General features: G+C 65.1%; 20 protein-coding genes. 7 read left to right on the top strand and 13 right to left on the bottom strand.

The window, feature by feature from the left end; all coding sequences use genetic code 11:
- Positions 1 to 8: 8 nt before the first annotated feature.
- From folP to dacB, 8 genes are all read right to left on the bottom strand, one after another.
- The gene (folP, locus tag PV760_RS14800; protein WP_018778341.1) at positions 9 to 914 is read right to left on the bottom strand and encodes a dihydropteroate synthase; all 906 of its coding nucleotides are present in this window, start codon (positions 912 to 914) and stop codon (positions 9 to 11) included.
- Positions 915 to 920: 6 nt separating this feature from the next.
- Positions 921 to 1,553, bottom strand: a complete 633-nt coding sequence (gene folE / locus PV760_RS14795; protein WP_018778342.1) for a GTP cyclohydrolase I FolE — start codon at positions 1,551 to 1,553, stop codon at positions 921 to 923.
- A gap of 10 nt (positions 1,554 to 1,563) precedes the next feature.
- Complete coding sequence (gene ftsH, locus PV760_RS14790; RefSeq protein WP_018778343.1) at positions 1,564 to 3,633, bottom strand: ATP-dependent zinc metalloprotease FtsH; 2,070 nt, start codon at positions 3,631 to 3,633, stop codon at positions 1,564 to 1,566.
- Between the two features lie 193 nt (positions 3,634 to 3,826).
- Positions 3,827 to 4,672 (bottom strand): hypothetical protein, encoded by an 846-nt coding sequence (locus PV760_RS14785; protein ID WP_354628137.1) that lies wholly within the window; start codon positions 4,670 to 4,672, stop codon positions 3,827 to 3,829.
- A 171-nt stretch (positions 4,673 to 4,843) separates the two neighbouring features.
- The gene (gene hpt, locus PV760_RS14780; RefSeq protein ID WP_011772910.1) at positions 4,844 to 5,395 is read right to left on the bottom strand and encodes a hypoxanthine phosphoribosyltransferase; all 552 of its coding nucleotides are present in this window, start codon (positions 5,393 to 5,395) and stop codon (positions 4,844 to 4,846) included.
- 31 nt (positions 5,396 to 5,426) lie between these two features.
- Positions 5,427 to 6,497 (bottom strand): tRNA lysidine(34) synthetase TilS, encoded by a 1,071-nt coding sequence (gene tilS, locus PV760_RS14775; protein ID WP_354628147.1) that lies wholly within the window; start codon positions 6,495 to 6,497, stop codon positions 5,427 to 5,429.
- 110 nt (positions 6,498 to 6,607) lie between these two features.
- Positions 6,608 to 7,729 carry an Rv3626c family coenzyme F420 biosynthesis-associated protein gene (locus PV760_RS14770; RefSeq protein WP_018778346.1) on the bottom strand — a complete coding sequence of 374 codons (1,122 nt, stop codon included), beginning with the start codon at positions 7,727 to 7,729 and terminating at the stop codon, positions 6,608 to 6,610.
- Positions 7,730 to 7,790: 61 nt separating this feature from the next.
- A complete protein-coding gene (dacB, locus tag PV760_RS14765; protein ID WP_354628146.1) occupies positions 7,791 to 9,236 on the bottom strand; it encodes a D-alanyl-D-alanine carboxypeptidase/D-alanyl-D-alanine endopeptidase in 1,446 nt (481 codons plus the stop codon).
- A gap of 212 nt (positions 9,237 to 9,448) precedes the next feature.
- Here dacB and PV760_RS14760 point away from each other — a divergent pair, with 212 nt between their 5' ends.
- The 6 genes from PV760_RS14760 (at position 9,449) to PV760_RS14735 (ending at position 13,975) form a co-directional block, all read left to right on the top strand.
- Entirely contained in the window at positions 9,449 to 9,940 is a 492-nt protein-coding gene (locus PV760_RS14760; RefSeq protein ID WP_039239147.1) for an inorganic diphosphatase, read from the top strand.
- Positions 9,941 to 10,161: 221 nt separating this feature from the next.
- Positions 10,162 to 11,175 carry a hypothetical protein gene (locus PV760_RS14755; RefSeq protein ID WP_018778349.1) on the top strand — a complete coding sequence of 338 codons (1,014 nt, stop codon included), beginning with the start codon at positions 10,162 to 10,164 and terminating at the stop codon, positions 11,173 to 11,175.
- Complete coding sequence (locus PV760_RS14750) at positions 11,172 to 11,978, top strand: hypothetical protein (protein WP_354628135.1); 807 nt, start codon at positions 11,172 to 11,174, stop codon at positions 11,976 to 11,978. The genes PV760_RS14755 and PV760_RS14750 overlap by 4 nt, the downstream gene beginning before the upstream one ends.
- A 46-nt stretch (positions 11,979 to 12,024) precedes the next feature.
- Positions 12,025 to 12,660, top strand: coding sequence for a hypothetical protein (locus PV760_RS14745; RefSeq protein WP_354628134.1), 636 nt, complete (start codon positions 12,025 to 12,027; stop codon positions 12,658 to 12,660).
- On the top strand, positions 12,632 to 13,282 hold the full coding sequence (locus PV760_RS14740) for a hypothetical protein (RefSeq protein WP_354628133.1): 651 nt from the start codon (positions 12,632 to 12,634) through the stop codon (positions 13,280 to 13,282). Before PV760_RS14745 ends, PV760_RS14740 begins: the two co-directional genes overlap by 29 nt.
- A gap of 93 nt (positions 13,283 to 13,375) precedes the next feature.
- Positions 13,376 to 13,975, top strand: a complete 600-nt coding sequence (locus PV760_RS14735) for a hypothetical protein (protein WP_018778353.1) — start codon at positions 13,376 to 13,378, stop codon at positions 13,973 to 13,975.
- Between the two features lie 80 nt (positions 13,976 to 14,055).
- Here the strand turns inward: PV760_RS14735 and PV760_RS14730 are convergent, their stop codons facing one another.
- Genes PV760_RS14730 through PV760_RS14720 form a run of 3 tightly spaced genes read right to left on the bottom strand, consistent with a single transcriptional unit; the run spans position 14,056 to position 15,991 of the window.
- Positions 14,056 to 14,631 carry a DUF3618 domain-containing protein gene (locus PV760_RS14730; RefSeq protein ID WP_354628132.1) on the bottom strand — a complete coding sequence of 192 codons (576 nt, stop codon included), beginning with the start codon at positions 14,629 to 14,631 and terminating at the stop codon, positions 14,056 to 14,058.
- Positions 14,628 to 15,059, bottom strand: coding sequence for a phage holin family protein (locus PV760_RS14725; protein WP_354628131.1), 432 nt, complete (start codon positions 15,057 to 15,059; stop codon positions 14,628 to 14,630). Before PV760_RS14725 ends, PV760_RS14730 begins: the two co-directional genes overlap by 4 nt.
- Positions 15,056 to 15,991, bottom strand: coding sequence for a hypothetical protein (locus tag PV760_RS14720; RefSeq protein WP_179128415.1), 936 nt, complete (start codon positions 15,989 to 15,991; stop codon positions 15,056 to 15,058). Before PV760_RS14720 ends, PV760_RS14725 begins: the two co-directional genes overlap by 4 nt.
- Positions 15,992 to 16,174: 183 nt before the next feature.
- On the opposite strand from PV760_RS14720, the gene PV760_RS14715 reads away from it, so the two are divergent.
- Complete coding sequence (locus PV760_RS14715) at positions 16,175 to 17,257, top strand: FUSC family protein (RefSeq protein WP_227453624.1); 1,083 nt, start codon at positions 16,175 to 16,177, stop codon at positions 17,255 to 17,257.
- A 13-nt stretch (positions 17,258 to 17,270) separates the two neighbouring features.
- Here the strand turns inward: PV760_RS14715 and PV760_RS14710 are convergent, their stop codons facing one another.
- Positions 17,271 to 18,305: an NAD-dependent epimerase/dehydratase family protein gene (locus PV760_RS14710; protein WP_354628130.1), complete on the bottom strand. Its 1,035-nt coding sequence runs from the start codon at positions 18,303 to 18,305 to the stop codon at positions 17,271 to 17,273.
- Between the two features lie 10 nt (positions 18,306 to 18,315).
- On the bottom strand, positions 18,316 to 19,857 hold the full coding sequence (gene rfaE2 / locus PV760_RS14705; protein WP_354628129.1) for a D-glycero-beta-D-manno-heptose 1-phosphate adenylyltransferase: 1,542 nt from the start codon (positions 19,855 to 19,857) through the stop codon (positions 18,316 to 18,318).
- Between the last annotated feature and the right edge of the window lie 53 nt (positions 19,858 to 19,910).

The raw sequence follows: 19,910 nt of genomic DNA, 5'->3' as shown, positions 1-19,910 counted from the left end.
TTATCCAATCAGCGGGCGATACGGGCGGCAACCTTGACGGCGTCAAGGCTGGGGCCGACGTCGTGGACGCGGACAGCCCAAGCGCCTTGGGCAGCACTCAGAGCGGTGATGGCGGCGGTGGCGGAGTCGCGCTCCAACGGCGCTGCCGACTTGCCGGCCACTGTGAGGAGCGAGCCAAGGAAGCGCTTGCGTGAAGCGGCCACCATCACCTTGTGTCCCAGGACGAACAACTGGTCCAGGTTCTTCAGGAGTTCCCAGTTCTGGTTCTCGTTCTTGGAGAACCCGATACCGGGATCGACGATGATCTGTTCCGGGGCAACGCCGGCGGCATACAGCTTGTCGCGGACGCCGCTGAGCTCGGCCACCACGTCCTCGGTGACGTTGTTGTAGTCCGTCAGGCTGTCCATGGTCAGGGCGTCGCCCCGGCGGTGCGTCAGGATGTACGGGACCTTGGTGCGGGCCACGAGCTCGGGCATATCGGGCTCGATGGTCAGGCCGGAGACGTCGTTGATGATGGCAGCTCCGGCCTCAACAGCGGCGGCCGCCGTGGAGGTGTGCATGGTGTCGATGCTGACCAGCGCACCGGCCTTCACCAGGGCCTGGATTACCGGCAGCACGCGGCGCTGTTCTTCCTCGGGGGAAACAGGTTCCGCGCCCGAACGGGTGGACTCGCCGCCGACATCGATGATGTCAGCGCCGGCGTAGAACATACGCAGGCCCAGCGCAATGGCTGTGTCCGGTGTGCGGTGCGTGCCGCCGTCGCTGAAGGAATCCGGGGTGACGTTGAGGATTCCCATGACGAGCGTGCGGTCCGTGGGCAGGTCCTCGAACCTGGCCGCGGGCCGCGGCTTACGGAGAACCGGCAGCGGGCTTGTGGCCGGGCCGGTTCCGGGTGCTGCAGCGAGGGAGTCCATAAATGCTTACCTTCCGATGATGAGGCTCATGGCCTCGGCGCGGGTGGCCGGGTCATGGAGTTGACCGCGCACCGCGCTGGTGACGGTCTTCGCGCCGGGCTTGCGGATGCCGCGCATGGACATACACATGTGTTCACATTCGACGACGACAATCGCCCCGCGCGGGTTGAGGTGCTTCACCAGGGCCTCCACGATCTGCGTGGTGAGGCGCTCCTGCACCTGCGGCCGGCGGGCGTAGATATCCACCAGCCGTGCCAGCTTGCTGAGGCCGGTCACCTTGCCGTCATGTGACGGAATGTAACCGACATGCGCTACTCCGTGGAACGGCACCAGGTGGTGTTCGCACGTGGAGTAGAAGGGAATGTCCTTCACCAGGACAAGCTCTTCGTGGTCGAGGTCGAAGGTGGTGGACAGGACGTCCGCGGGGTGCTGGTGCAGGCCCGCGAACACCTCGGCATAGGCTTTGGCCACGCGCTTTGGCGTGTCCTGCAGCCCGCCACGGTCAGGGTCTTCACCAATTGCCAGCAGGATCTCGCGGACCGCCGCTTCAATGCGCGGACGGTCCACCTTGGAGTGGGCCTTGGAGCCCGTGGCGGAACCGTGGGCGGCGGCGAGGTCGTCGTCGTCGAAATGAGTCACAGCAGAAAGCTTAGCCGTGATGCGGGTGGTCGTTGCCGCCGTCGGGCTGCGGCGCCTGGAAGGAGTCCTGGCTGCTGACGCCCTGTGCGTGCGGAGCTACGGTGTCCAACGGTTCGTCCAGGCGAGCCTTCTTGGCCTCCTCCTGGGCTTCCCGCTCGGCCTTTTCTGCACGGCTTTCCACCGGCGGAATGGACTGGACCGGACGGGATTCCTTGGACAACCAGATCTCGCGGAAATCGCGCTTCCGGATGTCGTGGAAGATCTCGGCGATCTCAGCCTGGTTCAGGGTTTCCCGTTCCAGGAGTTCCAGTGCCAGGCGGTCCAGGACGTCCCGGTTTTCGGTAAGGATGGCGTAGGCCTCGTCGTGTGCCTGGTCGATCAGGCGACGAACTTCCTCGTCCACGACGTACGCGATCTGGTCCGAGAAGTTGCGCTCCTGTGCGGCATCGCGGCCGAGGAACGGCTCGCCGCCACCCTGGCCCAGCTTCACGGCACCGACGCGTTCGCTCATGCCGTACTGCGTCACCATCTTGCGGGCAGTGGAGGTGGCCTTCTCGATGTCGTTGGAGGCACCGGTGGAGGGGTCGTGGAACACGATCTCCTCTGCGACGCGGCCGCCCATGGCGTAGGCCATCTGATCGAGCAGCTCGTTGCGGGTGACCGAGTACTTGTCATCCTCGGGGATCACCATGGTGTAGCCGAGTGCACGGCCGCGGGGAAGGATGGTGATCTTGGTGACCGGGGCGGAATTCCGCAGTGCTGCCGCCACCAAGGCGTGACCGCCTTCGTGGTAGGCGGTGATCTTGCGCTCGAGTTCCTTCATGACGCGGCTGCGCTTTTGCGGGCCGGCCATGACGCGGTCGATTGCCTCGTCCAACGCACGGTCATCAATGAGGTTCGCATTTGAACGGGCGGTCAGCAGCGCGGCCTCGTTCAAGACGTTGGCCAGGTCGGCACCTGTGTAGCCGGGGGTCTTCTTGGCAACAGCCCTGAGGTCGATGCCGGGAGCCATGGGCTTGCCCTTGGCGTGGACATTGAGGATCTGTTCGCGACCGATCATGTCCGGAGCTTCCACGGTGATCTGGCGGTCAAAACGGCCCGGGCGCAACAGTGCGGGGTCCAGGACGTCGGGACGGTTCGTCGCCGCGATGAGAATGACGTTGGTTTTGACGTCGAAGCCATCCATCTCCACAAGGAGCTGGTTCAGGGTCTGCTCACGCTCGTCGTTTCCGCCGCCGATGCCGGCACCGCGGTGACGGCCGACGGCGTCGATCTCGTCCACGAAGATGATTGCCGGGGAACTGGCCTTGGCCTGCTCGAAGAGGTCGCGGACGCGGGAGGCACCCACACCGACGAACATCTCCACGAAGTCCGAGCCGGAGATGGAGAAGAACGGAACACCGGCTTCGCCTGCGACAGCACGGGCGAGCAGGGTCTTACCGGTACCCGGAGGGCCGTAGAGCAGCACACCCTTGGGGATCTTGGCGCCGACCGCCTGGAACTTCGCCGGTTCCTGGAGGAATTCCTTGATTTCCTGGAGCTCTTCCACGGCCTCGTCAGCACCGGCAACGTCGGAGAACGTCACCTGGGGCATGTCCTTGTTGACCAGCTTGGCCTTGGACTTGCCGAACTGCATGACCTTGGAGCCGCCGCCCTGCATGCGGGACAGCAGGAACCAGAACAGGACACCGAGCAACAGCACCGGGATAAGGAGCGAGAACAGGCCGGAGAACCAGTTGTTCTCGACGGGCTGGTCAGTAAAGCCCTTGTCCGGGTTGGCGTTGGTAACAGCCTTCACGACATCCGGACCACGATCCGTGACGTAGAAGAACTGGACATTCTTGCCCTTGTCCTGTCCATCCAGGTTCAGGTTGTCCTTCAGCACCAAGTCGACGCGGTTCTCGGCGTCGAAGATCTTGGCCTGCTCGACCTTGCCGCTTTGCGACAGGAGATCCAGGCCTTCCTTGGTGTCAATGCGTGTGGAACCGCCCGGAGCCAGTGTTGCGAATGCCACCAGGAGCAAGCCAACGACGACAACAATCCAGATGCCCGGGCCCTTGAAGAAACTCTTAGCTTTCATCTGATCGGGGTTTTGCCCCGTCCCTCCTGGTAGTGCTGCAAGGCGCAACTTCTGCGCGCGAGTGGTGCTGCTTCGGTTTCAAGCTATACACCGTTCCCAGTAATTCACGCACTGGAAAGTCCAAAAGTTCCCTCTGGGCGTACACAGGATACTCGCGGTGGGCTCGAGTGGACAGGGTTTGTTGCTGGTTCGTTCAGGCCGCAGCGACGGGGAGGACCAGCAAGTAGCCGGTCGGGAGTCCGCTGCTCCAGCGTCGGGGCTCCCGGACCACGAACTGCGTGGCCAGCTGCTCCGGACTGAGCAGGCTGTTGGGCTCGGGCGATGGCCCCCACTGCCCGCTGCCATATGGGTACAGCGGATCCATGACGTGAATCCCCGTTACCTTGAAGTCCGGGAACTGGGCGGGATCGCCCATCGATTCGAATCCGCTCATGACCCACGCGTGGCGGCCGCTCCACATGACCAGGCCAACCGGTCGCCCGGTACCCGCCATGGCGCGCGCAGCCGTTTGCAGGGCGCCGCCATAATCCGCGACGCTCACCACCGTGTACGGCCCCATGCCGGATTCGGTCAGCACCTGCGCCCAACCGAACGGGTTGGCACCGTTGAACGAATCGGATGATCTGGCCCTTGCCATCTCCCACAATTGACCCTGCTGCGCAGAGTCGGTCCAGGAAGCCCCGCCGGTGTCGTCAATGAGGTTGTGGGCCATCTGGACGCTCGCCGCAACGCACCAATCGAAGGTGTACTGCGGTACGAAGTCACCCGCCTGGTACAGGTTGAACGCGAACGGCTGGGGAATCGCCGGAGGCGCCGCCGGGACGGCAGGCGCAGTTGGGATTGGAGCCACAGCCGGAGCGGGAGGTTGGGTGTTCGTAGACGGGACCGCGGCGGTTTCGCTCGCAGTCGGCATGGCGGAAGAGGTCGCGACCGGCTGGCCGGCATCGGTCCCGGGGAGGTCGACGGCGGGGGTGCAGGCCGTGAGGAGCGTCGCCATGACGGCAAGCCAGGTCAGAAGACGGGCAGAAGCACCGGTCATGGTTCAGTTTAGCCCCGGCAAGCGGAGAGGCGGCAGGCCCGGCCAAGCCAAAGATCAACCACCCAGGCCATTCGCACCCTTTAAGCAGCACCGCCGCGCCCCTTCCGCCAAAAGCACCAGGTTGCAGGTGCGGTCGGCGGAAAGTGGCGCGGCGAAGCGGGAACCGGGTGGTTACTCGTAAACGTGCGGGGCCAGGGTGCCCACGAAGTCGAGGTTGCGGTACTTCTCGGCGTAGTCCAGGCCGTAGCCGACAACGAACTCGTTGGGAATGTCGTAGCCGACGTACTTGACGTCGATTTCCACCTTGGCGGCGGTCGGCTTCCGGAAAGCGGTGCAGATCTCGACGCTGGCGGTACCGCGGGATTCGAGGTTCGACTTCAGCCAGGAAAGAGTGAGGCCGGAATCGATGATGTCCTCAACAATGAGCACGTCTTTGCCCATGAGGTCGGTGTCGAGGTCCTTGAGGATCCGGACGACGCCGGAGGACTGGGTGCCGGAGCCATAGGACGAGACAGCCATCCAGTCCATGCTGACGTGGCTGTGCAGTGCGCGGGCAAGGTCAGCCATGACCATGACCGCACCCTTGAGGACCCCGACAATGAGGATGTCGCGGCCTTCGTAGTCCTTGTCGATCTGCGCTGCGAGTTCCGCGATACGCGTTTGGATCTGCTCTTTGGTGTAAAGAACGTGCTTGAGATCTGCCTGGACGTCGTTTGAATCCACCAATGGCTCCTGTTTTGATGCTCGGGTGCGGCTACTGCTGGGACGGTTTCTGATGCCGGAATACTAGCTTCCCACAGCGCGCGGCTTCGCGGGGACCGGCGTTGGCCGAATCACCGGTCGCATCCGCCGGCGGAGCGCCCGCGGAAACGGTCCTTTCCTGCGCCAGATCGCTGAGGGACAGACGTGAAACGCTGACGTGGCCGGGAAGCTGCACGGGCCCGGCCGACCCCTGCCTGCGCAGCAGGGCTTCCGCGGCTTGAAGCCGACCGTACCCGGGTTGTTGACCCCCGACGTCGGCTGCAGCCTTGGCGATGACCCGGAACCTTAGCGCCGGCGGAAGTCCGCGGACGGTATCCTCCGGCAGCCAGACGCCCCCATCCTCACGATGGACGAGTGAGAGATAGGTCTCGTTGGCCAAATCCTCGAGGAAATCCGCATCCTGCTGAAGGATCGCCGCAGTCCGGGCCAGGGATTCAGCCACCCCGGGCCCAAGCTTTTCTTCGAGGACCGGCATGACTTCCACGCGTGTCCTGGAGCGGGCGAAGGCGGGATCGGCGTTGCTCGGATCGTGCCAGGGGTCCAGTTCCTCGACGTCGCAGATCTCCACTGTTTCCTGGCGGCGGAGACCGAGGAATGGGCGGAGAAGCCGGCCGCGGGCAGGGCGCATGCCCGCCAAGGAGCGTGTCCCGGAACCCCGGGCCAGGCCCAGGAGCACCTGTTCAGCCTGGTCATCCAAGGTATGGCCGAGCAGGATCGCATCACACCCCAGGTCATCGGCGGCGGATTCAAGGGCCGCATGCCGGGCGTCCCGCGCTGCGGCCTCGGGGCCATACCCGGTTGCTGCGACGTCCACTGTCCGCACTTCCACGGGAGAAAGCCCCAGCTCGCGCAAAACAGATGCGGTCCTGGCAGCTACTTCCGCCGATCCGTCCTGCAGTTGATGGTCAACCACGACGGCGGCAACGGACACCGGATGCCCCTCTACGTGGCCGCGCCTGCCGAAATAGGCTGCAATGGCTGCGAGCGCCAGGGAATCCGGACCTCCGCTGCAGGCCACGAGCACCCGCGCGGGGTACCCGGCAGCGGCGAGGGCGTTCTGCAACTGTTTCCGTGCTTTGCCGACGACTGGCGCCAGTCGTCCGGGCCGGCGTCGTCCTTTGCCTGCTGAACCCACACCGGAACCTGAACCAGCACCGGAACCGGCCGGAAGGCTCAAAGGCCCATCCGCTCTAGCCACAGCCGGGAGTTGTGGATTTCTTCTTCGGTGGGCAGGTACTCGGCGGATTCCCAGACCTTGTTGAAGCCTTCCATCCCGGCCACGGCAACAACTTCGCGGACGAATTTGGCGCCGTCGGTGTACTGGCGCATCTTGGCATCCAGGCCGAGGAGGTTGCGGATGAACTTCTCCACAACGCCCCGGTCTTTGCCGCGGTCGTTGAAGCGCTGGCGAATGGTCTTCACGGAGGGGACGATGCTGGAATCGACGGCATCCATCACGACGTTGGCGTGGCCCTCGAGGAGGCTCATGACAGCGGTGATGTGGGAGAGGGACGCTTTTTCTTCGGGATTCTGCAGGAGGTCCAGAATGGCGCCACGGCCCGGTGTCTTCTCTGTGGGGTTGCGGTCCCGGAGGGACTTGGCCACTGCGCCGGCCCGTTCAACGAGGGAGTCCATGTTGCCCAGGAGGTTACCGCTGAGTTTCTCGATTTCGTCGAGCATGTGGTGCCTGAGCCAGGGTGCGGCCGCGAACTGGACGCGGTGCGTTTGCTCGTGGAGGCACACCCAGAGGCGGAAGTCGTCCGGGTGGACGTTGAGTTCGCGTTCCACGGAGATGATGTTCGGCGCCACAAGCAGGAGGCGGCCGCCCGGGGGCACAGTGGAATCGGGTGCCAGGGCAGCGAAGGGGTCATACTGGCCGAGCACTTTGCTGGAGAGGAAGGCCAGTACGGCGCCGAGCTGGGTTCCGGTGATGGCCCCGCTGGTTGCAGCTGCCGCCGGTGTCATGGCAACCCCGCTGCGGCTTTCCAGCATCTTCTTCAGCGCAGGCTGGAGCATCACCGAGAAACTCTGGGTATTGGCCTTGGACCACGAGGCCCGGTCCACCACCAGGACATGGGAATCGCGCAGGTCCCGCGCGGCGTCCAGCCCTGTGATGTCGTGCACGTGGGGCACGGAGATATCCGCGTTGAAGCGCAGGTTCTCTACCGCCTTGCCGATTTCCCCGGCGCTGAGCTCAGGGCCGGAGGGGGCAAGCCGGGCAGCCGTAGCGGCGGCCAGATCCCAATTGATCAGGGACTGGGCCCCTGCTGACGATTCGCGGGCAGATGACACCATACGGTCCATCACACCACACGTGGCTGACAGTGAACCCTTAAGTTCGCTGGACGCGGAGCTTTCAGCCCCGGCAGCCGCAGGAGGCCAGTACGGACGCGGATCGGTCCATGGCCACTTTGTTGCCGGCCGCACCGGGGTCCAGTCCGTTGCCTATGAAGGAGAACACCAGGAGCCGTCCGTCCGCATCCACCACATAACCGCTCAGGGCGATGACGGTGTTGAGGGTTCCGGTCTTGGCGCGGACCAGTCCCGCTCCCCCGGCGGTGCTGGCGTCGCCGTACCTGTCGTTGAGGGTGCCGGTGAGTCCCGCAACGGGAAAACCGTCCAGGGCTGAACGAAGCGCAGGATCCGGACCACTCGTGATGGCCCGGACGACCTCGGCGAACTGCCGGGCACTGACCTGGTTCTCCAACGCCAGTCCCGAAACGTCGGCCAGCTGCATTGAGTCCGTGGCGATACCCAACTCCCCCAGCCTTTGCCGCACGGCTGCAGTGGCGGCGTCGTACGTGGTTTCCTTGCCGCTGGCGGCAGCGGTCATCCGCCCCAGGGCCTCGGCCAGGAAGTTGTCGGAGGTCTCCAGCATCAGGTCCACTTGCTCGCTGACCGTGGCGGATTCAGCGGTGGCCAGGACTTTGGTGGGGAGGCCTTTGGCGCGTTCGACGCCGGGACTCACCATGACGCCGGCCGCCGCCAACTGCTCCGCGAAAGCCTGGGCGGTGGTCATGGCAGAGTCCTGGGGCCTGGGACCTGTTTGAACGCCGGGTGAATAGCGTCCGGAGTTCAGCGCGAGGGAATACAAGGGAGCGGTTTCGCCGGCCGCCACGTCGTCGAGGCTCCAGGCCGGGTTCAGGGCCGGTCCGGTGAAGAGGGAGTCGTCCACCTTCACCGTGATGGGGCCCTGCACGCCCGCTGCGGCCAGGGCTGCCGCAGTGTCCGCGGCCAGGGAAGCCAGGCCGGCACGTCCAAGAATGGCGGAAGGGTCCGAAGCGGACGCACCCAGCAGCACGTCCCCGCCGCCGGTCAGGACCACTGTGGAGGGATTGTCGGATCCGAGAACCCTGGTGGTGAACCGCGCGTCAGGCCCGAGTGCCTTCAGGGCGGCCACGGCGGTCAACAATTTCATGTTGGACGCCGGGATCCTGTTGGCGTTGGCGTCGCGGTCGAACAGGACCTTCCCCGTGATGGCGTCGATGACCATGCCGCTGATGTTGCCCGCGCCATCTGGTTTCAGGGTCCCGTCCAGGAGCCGGGACACTTCGGACGGCAGGGGGACGGGCGCTTTGTCATCCAGGGGCAGCAGCGCGCTGGAGCCGGACAGTTGCGTGGGTTGCTGCTGCCACGCGGGGATCGACGGCGAAGGCCGGGGAGCACTGAACAACCCGGGCGCCATTCCGGACACCACGACGGCGCCGACACAGAGCAGGACAACTGCCAACAGCACCGGCCACATCAAGCGCCCCCACACCGTGGGCACCCTCTTCCGGGAACCCCCGTTTTTAACGCCCATCATGGAAGTTGCTTGGTCCTGTCAGTCCTGAAATGTCCCCGCCGGTTCAAGAAACCCGGGCCTCTCGCTATATCCTCAATAGTAGTCGGCGGCACCGGCTGTACTTTTGCCTGCCGCCAGCCCCGGGCTAAGCAGCCTGCCTGAGGCACCGTCACCCGTGGCGGCCGCTTCGGCGGAGCAACGCCCCACCCTCACCCGTCAAGGAGCATTCCATGAAGCACGACGTGACCATCGAGATCCCCAAGGGATCGCGCGTCAAGTACGAAGTTGACCACGAAACCGGCCGTGTCCGCCTGGACCGCGTCCTGTTCACCTCCATGCAGTACCCCACGCACTACGGTTTCTTCGAGAACACCCTGGGCGAGGACGGCGACCCGCTGGACGCACTGGTGCTCCTGCAGGACTTCGACCTCCACCCGGGCGTCATCGTTGAATCCCGCCCCATCGGCGTCTTCAACATGACCGACGACGGCGGCGGAGATGCCAAGGTCCTTTGCGTTCCCGTTGACGCCCGCTTCGACCACATCCAGGAAGTCAGCGACGTCAGCGAATTCCTGATCAAGGAAATCGAGCACTTCTTCACCCGCTACAAGGACCTGGAGCCCGGCAAGTGGGTCAAGGCCGAGGGTTGGGGCGACCGCGCCGCCGCCGAAGCCGAGCTGGAAGCCTCCATCAAGCGCTACGTTCCGGCCGCAGGCCACTAACGCAGACCACGACGGCGGTTGGCGGAGTTCCTCTGGAACCCCACCAACCGCCGTCGTGCTTTTAAAGCAACGCGGGGTCACTTATGGCCCATTCGGGAGTCGAACATGGGCCATAAGTGACCCCGCGTTGCTTTGATGGGCATGACTACCCATCGCGGGAGCTTGGCCGGCCCCCTAGGCTGGGACGAGACTTTTCGATGCTTGCACACAGGGGGTTCCATATGGCTGGGTTTTACGGCGCGGATATCGCGCAACTTCGCAGTCTGGCGGGTGTGATGGGCAAAGCCGCCGACGCCATCAGCCTGCAAAGCACGCAGCTGTCCAACGCGATCAATTCCACGACAGCCTGGCAGGGCCGCGACGCCACTGTCTTCAAGGGTGACTGGAACAGCCAGCACCGGCAGAGCCTGGTCAAGGCCGCCAACATGCTCCGGGAAAACGCGAGCCAGCTGAAGAAGCACGCCAACCAGCAGGAATTCGCCAGCCACAATGACGGCTCGGGCACGTCGGTGGGCGTCCTCAAGGATGTCTACGACACCGCCATGGGCGCCAAAGGTGTAGCTGCTCCGCTGTGGACGGCCTTCAAGTACCTCCTTCCGGTCAAGCCGGACGCCGCCGGAAACGTCATCCCCCGGCACCTGCGGTACGGGCAGACCAAAGAGATCCTGACCAACTGGCGCGCCGGTGGCAGCGTGCTGCGGGACGGCATCACCGCGCTGCGCAACGGCGAAAAGGTCACGGACGTCATCACCGACCTCAAAGCCAACATCCCGTACAGCACGGCATTCCAGGAGGCGAGCAAGTTCTCCAAGGGGCTCCGGATCGCCGGGGCTGTCGCTGCACCACTGAACATCGTGGGCGGCATCAGCGACATGATCAGCCCCCAGCACGACGGTTGGCGCGGAACCGGCGACAGGGTTGCCGGCGGGCTGTCCGTGGTGGGCGGCGTGGGCAGCATCATGCTCATGACGGCCGGCGGCGCGGCCCTTCTGGGTCCCATCGGTGCGCCGATCGTCATTGGTGCCGGGCTGGTTGCCGGAGCGTGGGCGCTGGGCAACCTGGTGGCTGACAATTGGGATTCCATCTCCAACTTTGCCCGCAACCCCGGCAGTTACATTGCCGACGGCGCCAAGGAAGTGGGCAATTTCGCCAAGGATGTAGGCAGTAAGGTGGCAGACGGAGTCAGTAATGCCGCCAAGTCGGTCGGAAACTTTGTCGGAGGGATATTCGGATGACAACGAGCACCATGAATTGGACCGAACGGGATGTCCAGGCCGCAGCCAAGGTCCTGGCATCAGCCAGCGCCATCGGAGCGCCCCTGCCCACGCTGACCGATGAGGAAGTCGTGGCACTGGACGGCGTCCAGCACGAGCAACTGGTGGCATTGCCGTGGCTTTCAGCCCAGGACGCCAACAAGGACATCATGTGCGCCGTGGCCTTGCGCGGGCTGCTCGCCAAGGAACTCGTATACCCGGTGATCTTTGAAGGCGAAACGGAACCCTCCCGTTTGCACGCCACGGAGGAAATCACCGGCGCCCTGACCCTTCGCCGCAGCGGCAGCAACGTTGTTTCCGTTGAACGGACCGTCTCCACCGGCAAGCGCTGGCTGTACGGCTACGTCCACGACGAGGGCGTCCTGCTGGAGGAAGTGGACGAAGGCGGCCTTCACGGCTTCACCGTTGTCACCCGGGATCAACTGGTACAGCGCCTCGCCGAATTCGTGGATCCCGAGCACGCGGCCGCCCGCGACTCGGACCCTGCGGTGTACACGGAAGCCCAGTTCGAAGCCCATGCCGCCACGGCCCTGGCCGATACGCAGGCCGCAAGCAACGTTGTTGCGTTCAACTCCGACACCAATGAATTTCCTACCGTCACCGTTTACACCGGCCCGTCCGGCGTCCACGTCCTGACGCCTCGCGTGGAGGGCTCGCAGGAGCCCGGCCTTCCGGAGCAGGGCGAGGGCGTTTCCTTCGAACTGAAGGAAACATCGGCCCCGTCCCTGGCCCGCGTCCTGGGCGGACTTGCCGGGCTGGCCTGATCTCCCGCAACCAAGCCGCAACCCGCCGTCGAACCGAAAGCCCCTCATGAGCGCTACGAAGCCCACAACCGCAACCGGCATGGTGGACCCCCTCACCGGACGTGCCGTAAGCCGCCACCCCGACACGGGCGCGTACTTCGTCAAGGCATCCGGAGCAGCCCACTTTTGGGGCCGCGTGCTGGATGCGGTCGTGTTCCTGGTGGGCTACGTCATCCTGGCAGCCATCGCCGCAGTGGTCCGTGAGTCCATGATGAACAACGGCTCGACGCTCGGGTTCAATGACGGCTTCTGGCTGACCCTGTACGTCGTCCTGTGGTTCGTGGGTCTGTTCATCTACGGCATGATCTGGGGAACTGTGGGCAGCGTCGGTGACGCCGCTGCAGGCATGCGCTCGGTGCGGATCAAGAACGGCACGACGGCGGGTGCCTGGTTGGGGGGATGGCGCGCCATCTGCTGGTCGTTCTTCCCGTTCTTCGTGGTGATGGTTATCGCTGCTGCACTGAGCGGCGGCGGAGATGACACCTGGGATCCCAAGTTTGCTGCCATGGACCGGCGCTCCGGCATCGCCAAAGGCCAGCAGCCGGTCCCGGATCCCAAAGCCGTTGCCGCGGAGCAAGCGGCCTCGGCACAACAGCAAAACCTGCCCAACCTCTATGGCCAGCGCCCGGATGCGCGGCCGTAACTGGCTGGTACGACGTGTTGAGCGCCGGCTTGGACCCGGGCTGGGGCGACTCCGGTATGTCGCTTCTTCGCGGCGCATCTACTGGAAGGCGCTGATTCCCTGCCTGCTGGTTGGCTTCCTCTTTGGAACCATCGCCGAGTTCGTCAGCCCGCTCCGCTCCACCCGGGAGGCCGGACATTTCGGTGATCCCCTGCTCTTTATTGCCGCCAGCGCCCTCACCGGTTTGGTGCTGTGGTCCATGACCCTGCTGGGCAGTTTCCGGAAACTCCTGGTCTTTGACGGGGGAATCGTGGCCAAGTACTCGCAAAAGAGCACCCTGCTGGTGTTTCCTTGGAACGCGATCGCGCCCGGGACGCTCAAGGCCGTGACTACCGCCGACAACACTGATCCGGACAGGCGCCTGGTGGCAAGGAACAAGGTCTCGCTGGGTGCGGGCGGCAGGAACGCAGTAGTGTTCCAGGCCCGCGATACGTTCTGGGTCTTCGCCGCGAACGAGGATCCGGCCCCGCTGGTGAAGGCCATCCAAGGAGCCATGCGCGATTCCGACACACCCGGCGCCGGCCGTCCAGCGGCAGGTGCGCTGGCCGCCGTCGTACTGACTGGACCCACCGCCCTGGACTGAGCTGCCGGACGTTCGCGGAGCCCGTCACGAAGCAAGTAACAGGGGAATTGTGCCCTTGCAGAGCTGCTACCAGCCGGTAGCATGTGATCCACTATGTTCACTCTCACCATCAACCAGCGCGACAGCCGCCGCGACGGCGATCTTGTGCCGCAGTTGCTCAAGGACCTGCGGCACATTCCTGCCCGCCTGGATTTCGACCGCTCGGTTGAGGATGAGGTACAGGGCATCGTGGAGTCCAGCCACCAGGCCGTGGAGACCGCCTTGATCGCGCTCCGGACCGGCCAGTGGTATGTGGGAATTGGTGTTGGCCCCATCAATGAGCCGCTGCCCAACCTGGTGAAAGACGCCTCAGGCCACGGGCTGGTATATGCCAGACGGGCCGTGGACAGGCTGCGGTCCAGCAAGGAGCGGATACCCGTCGCGGTGGACGGCCCTCTGGCCGCCCTGGCTTCCGAAGCAGAAGCCGTACTGCGGCTTCTTGGCCATATTGTTCAACACCGCAGCGCTGCGGAGTGGCGGGTGCTGGACCTGCTGACGCCCGGAGTCCGGGGCCAGCAAAAAGCCGTTGCCCAGGAACTGGGTATCACTACGCAGGCTGTGAGCAAGGCACTGGCCCGCGCGCAATGGGCCGAAGAGCACGCAGCACGCCCGGCTGCTGCGCGGCTGCTGCAAATGATCCTCGAAGTGCGCTGACACCCGGAAAGGGGACAACTTACGTCGCAATGAGGATGCACTGCGACGTTTGCTGTCCCCTTCCCGGGTTGCAGGCCTGCTTACTGGTTGCTGACGTTGTCCTTGGCTGTCTCTGCCCGGTCCTGGACGTCGGCGGCCGCGGCCTGGCCTTCATCCTTGACGTTGGCAGCAGCTTCCGTGGCGCTGTCCTTGACGTTCTGCATGGCGTCCTGGGCGGGCTCGCGAAGGTGCTCCGCGACTTCCTGTGCCGCGTGGCTCAGCTCATCGGTCAGCGGCTGGGCTGCTTCCTTGACTGCCTGCGCTGCTTCGCGCTCCTTTTCAGACGCGGGGAACAGCGAGGAGACCAGAAGCCCGGCGCCGAAAGCAATCAGCCCTGCGGCGACAGGGCTGCCCTGGGCCTTGCGGGTGATGGCCTGCGGGGCATCGCCGATATCCGAAACCACTCCGGACACAGTGTCCTGTGCTTGGTGGGCGGCGGTGCTTGTCCGGTCCTGGACGTCGTCGCGGGCGCCGAAAACAGCTGTCTTGATCTTGTCCACCCGGCGGTTGACGATGTGTGAAGGCGTGACTTTGTCAGCCACGGCATCAACGTTGGTGCTGAGCCGGCGGCGCGTTTCTTCAATGTCCGCGCGCAGGGCGTCGGGGTTCTGCGTCATCGTGTCTCCTCAGTATTGGGTTTCAAAGCGGGTGGTATTTCCTTGACCGTCTCAGCGGTCCGGGGCATGCCTTTGATGGTGTTCAGTTCCTTGCGGCCCTTGACCGCCAGGACAGCAGCGACGATTCCCCCGATGACCGCGACGATGACCGCGGACCACCCGAGTCCAACGAGCTGGCCCAAGGCCCACCAGAGGGCTATGGACAGGAACAGCACCGTGATGTGGCCGGCGTAGGCAGCTCCGCCCAGCAGTCCGGCGCCCTTCCCTGCCTTGGTGGCGGACTCCTTGAGTTCCACCTTGGCCAGCTCCACTTCCTGGCGCATCAACGTCGAAACGTCACGCGTCAGGTCGCCCAGCAGCTCGCCGAGTGGCAGGTTTTCCGCCTTCTCGTGGGCCGCGGTGGGGGGCAAATCGGTGGGACTGCTCATCGGTTACCTCCGTACTGGGGGTTGTCCGGATCAAGCGGGCCCGCGAGCGGATCGCCCTGGGCCTTGATCCCACCGGCTTCGGTCTCCGGGTACGGGAGCGTGGAGCCTTCGAAGCCTCCGGTGGTTCCGGCGTCGTACCCAGGCGTTCCGGGAGTTCCCACGGTGGTTGCCGAGCCGTATCCTGCAGTGGTTGCCTGCGGTCCGGGCAGATCCACGGCCGGAGGCGTTACCGCTCCGCCGGAAGAGGGGTAGTACTCCGCGCGGGGGGTGGTTGCCGGCGTCGTGCTTTGCGCCGAGGCGGCGTCGGAGGCGTTACCGGCCATGCCACGGCCCAGTCGACCTGCAAGGACACCGGCTCCGGCGGCCAACAGGAGGAACGTCCCTGGCTTGCGGCGGGCGAAGCCCTTGACCTCGTCGAGCAGCGAACCGGGATCGCGGCCTTCCAGCCACTGCGCAACGGATGAAGACCGCTGGGCAGCCTGTTGGACGAGATCCGTGGCAACGCCGCCGTCCTGGGTGGAATTTGCCATGGTCGACAGTTCGTCAGAGATGGAGCGCAGCCCTTCGGCAACGCGCTGCTGCTGGACCTGGGCCTGATCGGCAAGCTCACCCTTGGTCTGGGTGAGCAGCTGGCGGGCGTTCACCTTGACCTCACGGGCTACGTGGCCGGCCTCGGTTTTGGCGGTGTCCACCACTCCGCTGGCCGCGTCACCGACGGCTCCGGCCACACCCGCGGCCTCTTGCTTGGCAGTTTCAACGGTGCCGGAATCCGCAGATCCGGTACCGGAACCTGCGGAACCAGTTGTTAACGTGGCATCGGTTTCAACGTCCGGCGAGTCCAGGTAGCTTCCGGAAAAAGGCTCGGTCCCTGCGTGGGCTCCGCCTCTCGGCGCCGCGAAGCTTCCGTCCTGCGGCGATTGGCGCTCAGTCATTGTTGCTCTCTTTCCACAGTTGGCAGGCTGCGGACAGCAGCCGGAATAGTAAGCATCGTTACTATCAATGGGTGTGTACCCGGATGCCGTGGTTCTAATCACATGAATCCAGTAATCATGGTTCCGCTCACGTTCAGCGCTCTCCGCTCGACACCAGGGCACATACCTGCGACCGTTGGATTGATGAGCCCCATGCCCTCCAGGCGACGGCTGATTCCCGCGCTGCGTAAAACCGTCACACGCCATCGACTCCTGTTCGCCGCCAAAACAGCCATCGCTGCTGGATTGGCCTGGTACATCGCCCCCTTCATGCCCGGCCCCGCCGCTGAATACCCGTACTACGCGCCCCTGGGTGCCTTGGTCAGCATGCACCCCACCGTGGCGGACTCCGCCAAGCACGGACTCCAGAGCCTGGCCGGCCTGGTGCTGGGTATCGGCATGGCCTTCGCCATCACCACGGTCACCGCACCAACAGCCTTTGCCGTCGCCCTGGTCGTGGGACTTGGCGTGCTGATCGGCGGTCTGCCCCGGCTGGGAAGTGCCTCTGAATGGATTCCCATGGCTGCGTTGTTCGTCCTGGTGTTGGGCGACTCGAACACGGAGGGGTTCTCCTTCGCGTACGTCCTGCAGATGGCATTGGGCGTCGCCGTGGGGTTCGCCGTCAACTGGCTGGTGGTTCCGCCCCTGCACCTGGACGACATCGACCCCGCGATCGCCGGCCACCAGGAAGCACTTTCACGGCAGCTCAAAGACATGGCGAAGGCCATGGAGGAGTCTTGGCCGCCCAACCACGAAGCATGGGCGAGCCGCAGCGACGAACTGTCCCTCACTGCGGCCGCGGTGCGGACAGCGGTGCACCAAGCGGAACTGAGCGCCAAGGCGAATCCCAGGTCCCGGCGTCGTGCGACCCGCCTGCCGGCCGATCTCTCAGGTTTGCGGACCCTCGAACGGCTCACTTTCCACGTCCAGGACATCACCGACGTCCTGGCAAGTGCCATCTGGGAAGAAGGCGCCGGAACAGTCATCCCGGATGCTGTGGTGGGCTACCTTTCGGAGTCTTTGGAAGCCGTGGCCTCCGTTGTGGACCATTGGCGGGACGGGGAATCCGGCGAGCTGACCAGACGCATGGCTGATGCGAAGGACAGCATCACCGCCCTGAGCAACGCCGTGGCCGAGGCTGCGGCGGGCCAGGCACCCGTGAACGCACCGGCTTCCGTGGCCATGAGCCTGCGCCGGATCCTGACCGTGGTGCTGTCGTCGGAATAGGGCTGGATCTACCTCAGCGCGACCTCAGCGGGGGCGACCCCGTCCGGCCCTTGCCCGCTCCGATTCCCTCCAGCATCTCTGCCAGGGACTCCAGCGAAGAATGCTTCGGCGACCAGCCCAGCAGGCTGTGCGCACGGGAACAATCCATGATGGGCGCGTTGGCCGCCATGTCCACCCAGCCGCCGTCGGTCACCTGCAGGCGCAAACGCCACGTGGCCTCGACGACGGCGCGAAGCACCGCGAGCGGGAACGGCAGCAAACGCCTGGCCTTGAAGATCCATGCGAGCGCGTTGGGGTCTATCACCGGTTCGGCGGCAATGTTGTAGGCGCCCTCGGCCTTGTGCTCCAACACCCGCCAGTACGCATCCGCGGCGTCCGCCGTGTGTACGGCCTGGAACACCAACTCTTTGGGTAGGGCCAGCACCGGGAGCCATGGCTTACGCGGAACCAACAGGGGCAGGAGCCGGCCGAGGAAGTAGCGGCCCACTTCGCTTCCGCCTCCGGAGCTGAACATCAAAGCCGGGCGGAGGCGGGCCACCACAATGTCCGGGTTCTCTTTGGCGAACTCGTCCAGGAGGCGTTCCTGCTCCGCTTTGTCCGCGCTGTAGTGCGAGCTGCGGATACCGCCAGTGGGCCAGCCTTCCTTGGTGCGTTGGTCCTTCGGCGCCGGCGAGTAGGCTCCCACGGAGGAAGCGCAGACAAAGTGCCCCACCCCGGCTTTGCGCGCGGCGGCCAGGACGTTGGCCGTGCCCTCCACGTTGGTGCGTCGCAGCAGTTCCCTGTCGTGGTTGGGCTGGATGAGCCAGGCCAGATGAACCACGGCGTCGGCCCCGGCGAGGGCAGTTTCGAGTGCCGGTTGGTCCGTGGGCGAGCCGATGTCCAGGGTGTGCCACTCCACCCCGTGGTAGGGGGCGGCATCCGGATCCGGTTCCCGGCGTGCCACGCCCACAAGTTCCAGGTCCGCGCCCTCTTCGGAACGCGCCTTCTGCAGCCGTTTGAGCAGTTCCGTTCCGCCGTGTCCGGTGGCTCCGATGATCGCAATGCGCATGCGTGGTTCCTCAGCCTTCATGGTTCTCGCCGCTTGAGCGGATGCGTTCGAGCACCGCTGTGGTGGAATGCTCGGGCACGTAGTCCAGGATGGTCACCGTGCCGCCGTAGCTTTCCACGGCTTCCGTCTCCTGGAGCATTTCCGGGGTGTAGTCCCCGCCTTTCGCGTAGACATCAGGCTGCAGGAGTTCGATGAGCGGGATCGGCGTGGGGGTATCGAAAATGGTCACATGGTCGACGCAGCTCAGGGCGGCGATGACGGCGGCCCGGTCGGCTTCGTGGTTGACCGGGCGGTCGGGACCTTTGAGTTGCCGTACTGAGGAGTCGCTGTTCAGTGCCACCACCAGCACGTCGCCCAGCTGCTTGGCCTGGTTCAGGTAGCGGGTATGGCCGCGGTGGAGGACATCGAAGCAGCCGTTGGTGAGCACTATCCTGCGTCCCTCCCTGCGGTGCTCCTGGATGTGCGCAGCCAGCTCTGTGTCCGTCAACGCCGTGTCCGCGAAGCCGCTGAGGTGTTTGGTGAGTTCGCTGGTGGTGCAGACAGAGGTTCCCGGCCTGTGGACCACGACGTCGGCGGCCGCTTGTGCCAGATCCACACTGGTGGTCAGGGGCAAGCCTGCCGCCCGTGCCAGGGTCAGGGCGGCGACGAACGTGTCGCCGGCTCCGGAGGCCTGCTTCTCCGCCTGCGGCCGGGCCCAGGTGCGGTGCGTCGCCGGTTCCGTTGGCGTGCTGTCAGGACGGATGGTCAGCGTCCCCTCCCGGTCCAGGGTCACGACGACGGCGGCCGCACCTGAGGCGCGAAGGAGCTGGTCCGTGTGCGCCTCCACGAAGGGGCACCGGGCGGCACCGCCCGGGAATTCCGCACCGATCAGCCTTGCCGCTTCCTGGGCGTTGGGGGTAGCCAGGTCCGGTCTGAGTCCGGCCCAGTCCGCTGGGTTGTGGGCATCCACCACAACAAGCGTGTCCTGCCGGGGCTCCGGTACACCGCCGTCAACGCCGGGGGCCAAGTGATCCAGGATCGCACTGCGCACCGGGCCTTCCAGTGCCCCTGCGCCGTAGTCGCACAGCACCACGGCAGCGGAGCCACGAAGGGCCTCCGGCACTGCGGCGGCCATTTCCCCACGGCCCGCGTCGGGAATTTCCGTGGCGGCATCGTCCAGCCGCAACATCACTTGCCCGGCGCTGCTCACCCGGAACTTGGTAGTGGTGGTCATGGCAGGGTGCCGGACCATGTGGGAAACGTCGACTCCTGCTGCTTCGAGGGCGGCGGCCAGTGTTGCCCCGGCAGCGTCCTCGCCGATCAACGACACGAAGCGCACCTCGGCGCCCAAGGCTGCGAGGTTCATCGCGGTGTTGGCAGCACCGCCGGGAGCGAAGTCGCGGCGCTGGACCTGGACTACGGGAGCGGGGGCTTCGCGGCAGAACCTTTCGATGGTTCCCTCCCACCAACCGTCAAGGATGGAGTCGCCGATGACCGTCACGACAGGGCGTTCCTCGGCCAAACGGCCCGGCAACCAGTCAGCCAGGCCTTCTTGATTGGATAGGCGTGCCATGGGGTACCTTCCGGTAGAACGGCATGTTCCTGTTCCCGACAGGTACCCCGCGG

The sequence above is a fragment of the Paenarthrobacter sp. CC6 genome, from assembly GCF_040560085.1.
In the GTDB taxonomy this organism is placed as follows: domain Bacteria; phylum Actinomycetota; class Actinomycetes; order Actinomycetales; family Micrococcaceae; genus Arthrobacter; species Arthrobacter nicotinovorans.
Note: the sequence above shows the minus strand (reverse complement) of the source record. Positions and strands in the feature narration are given on the sequence as shown.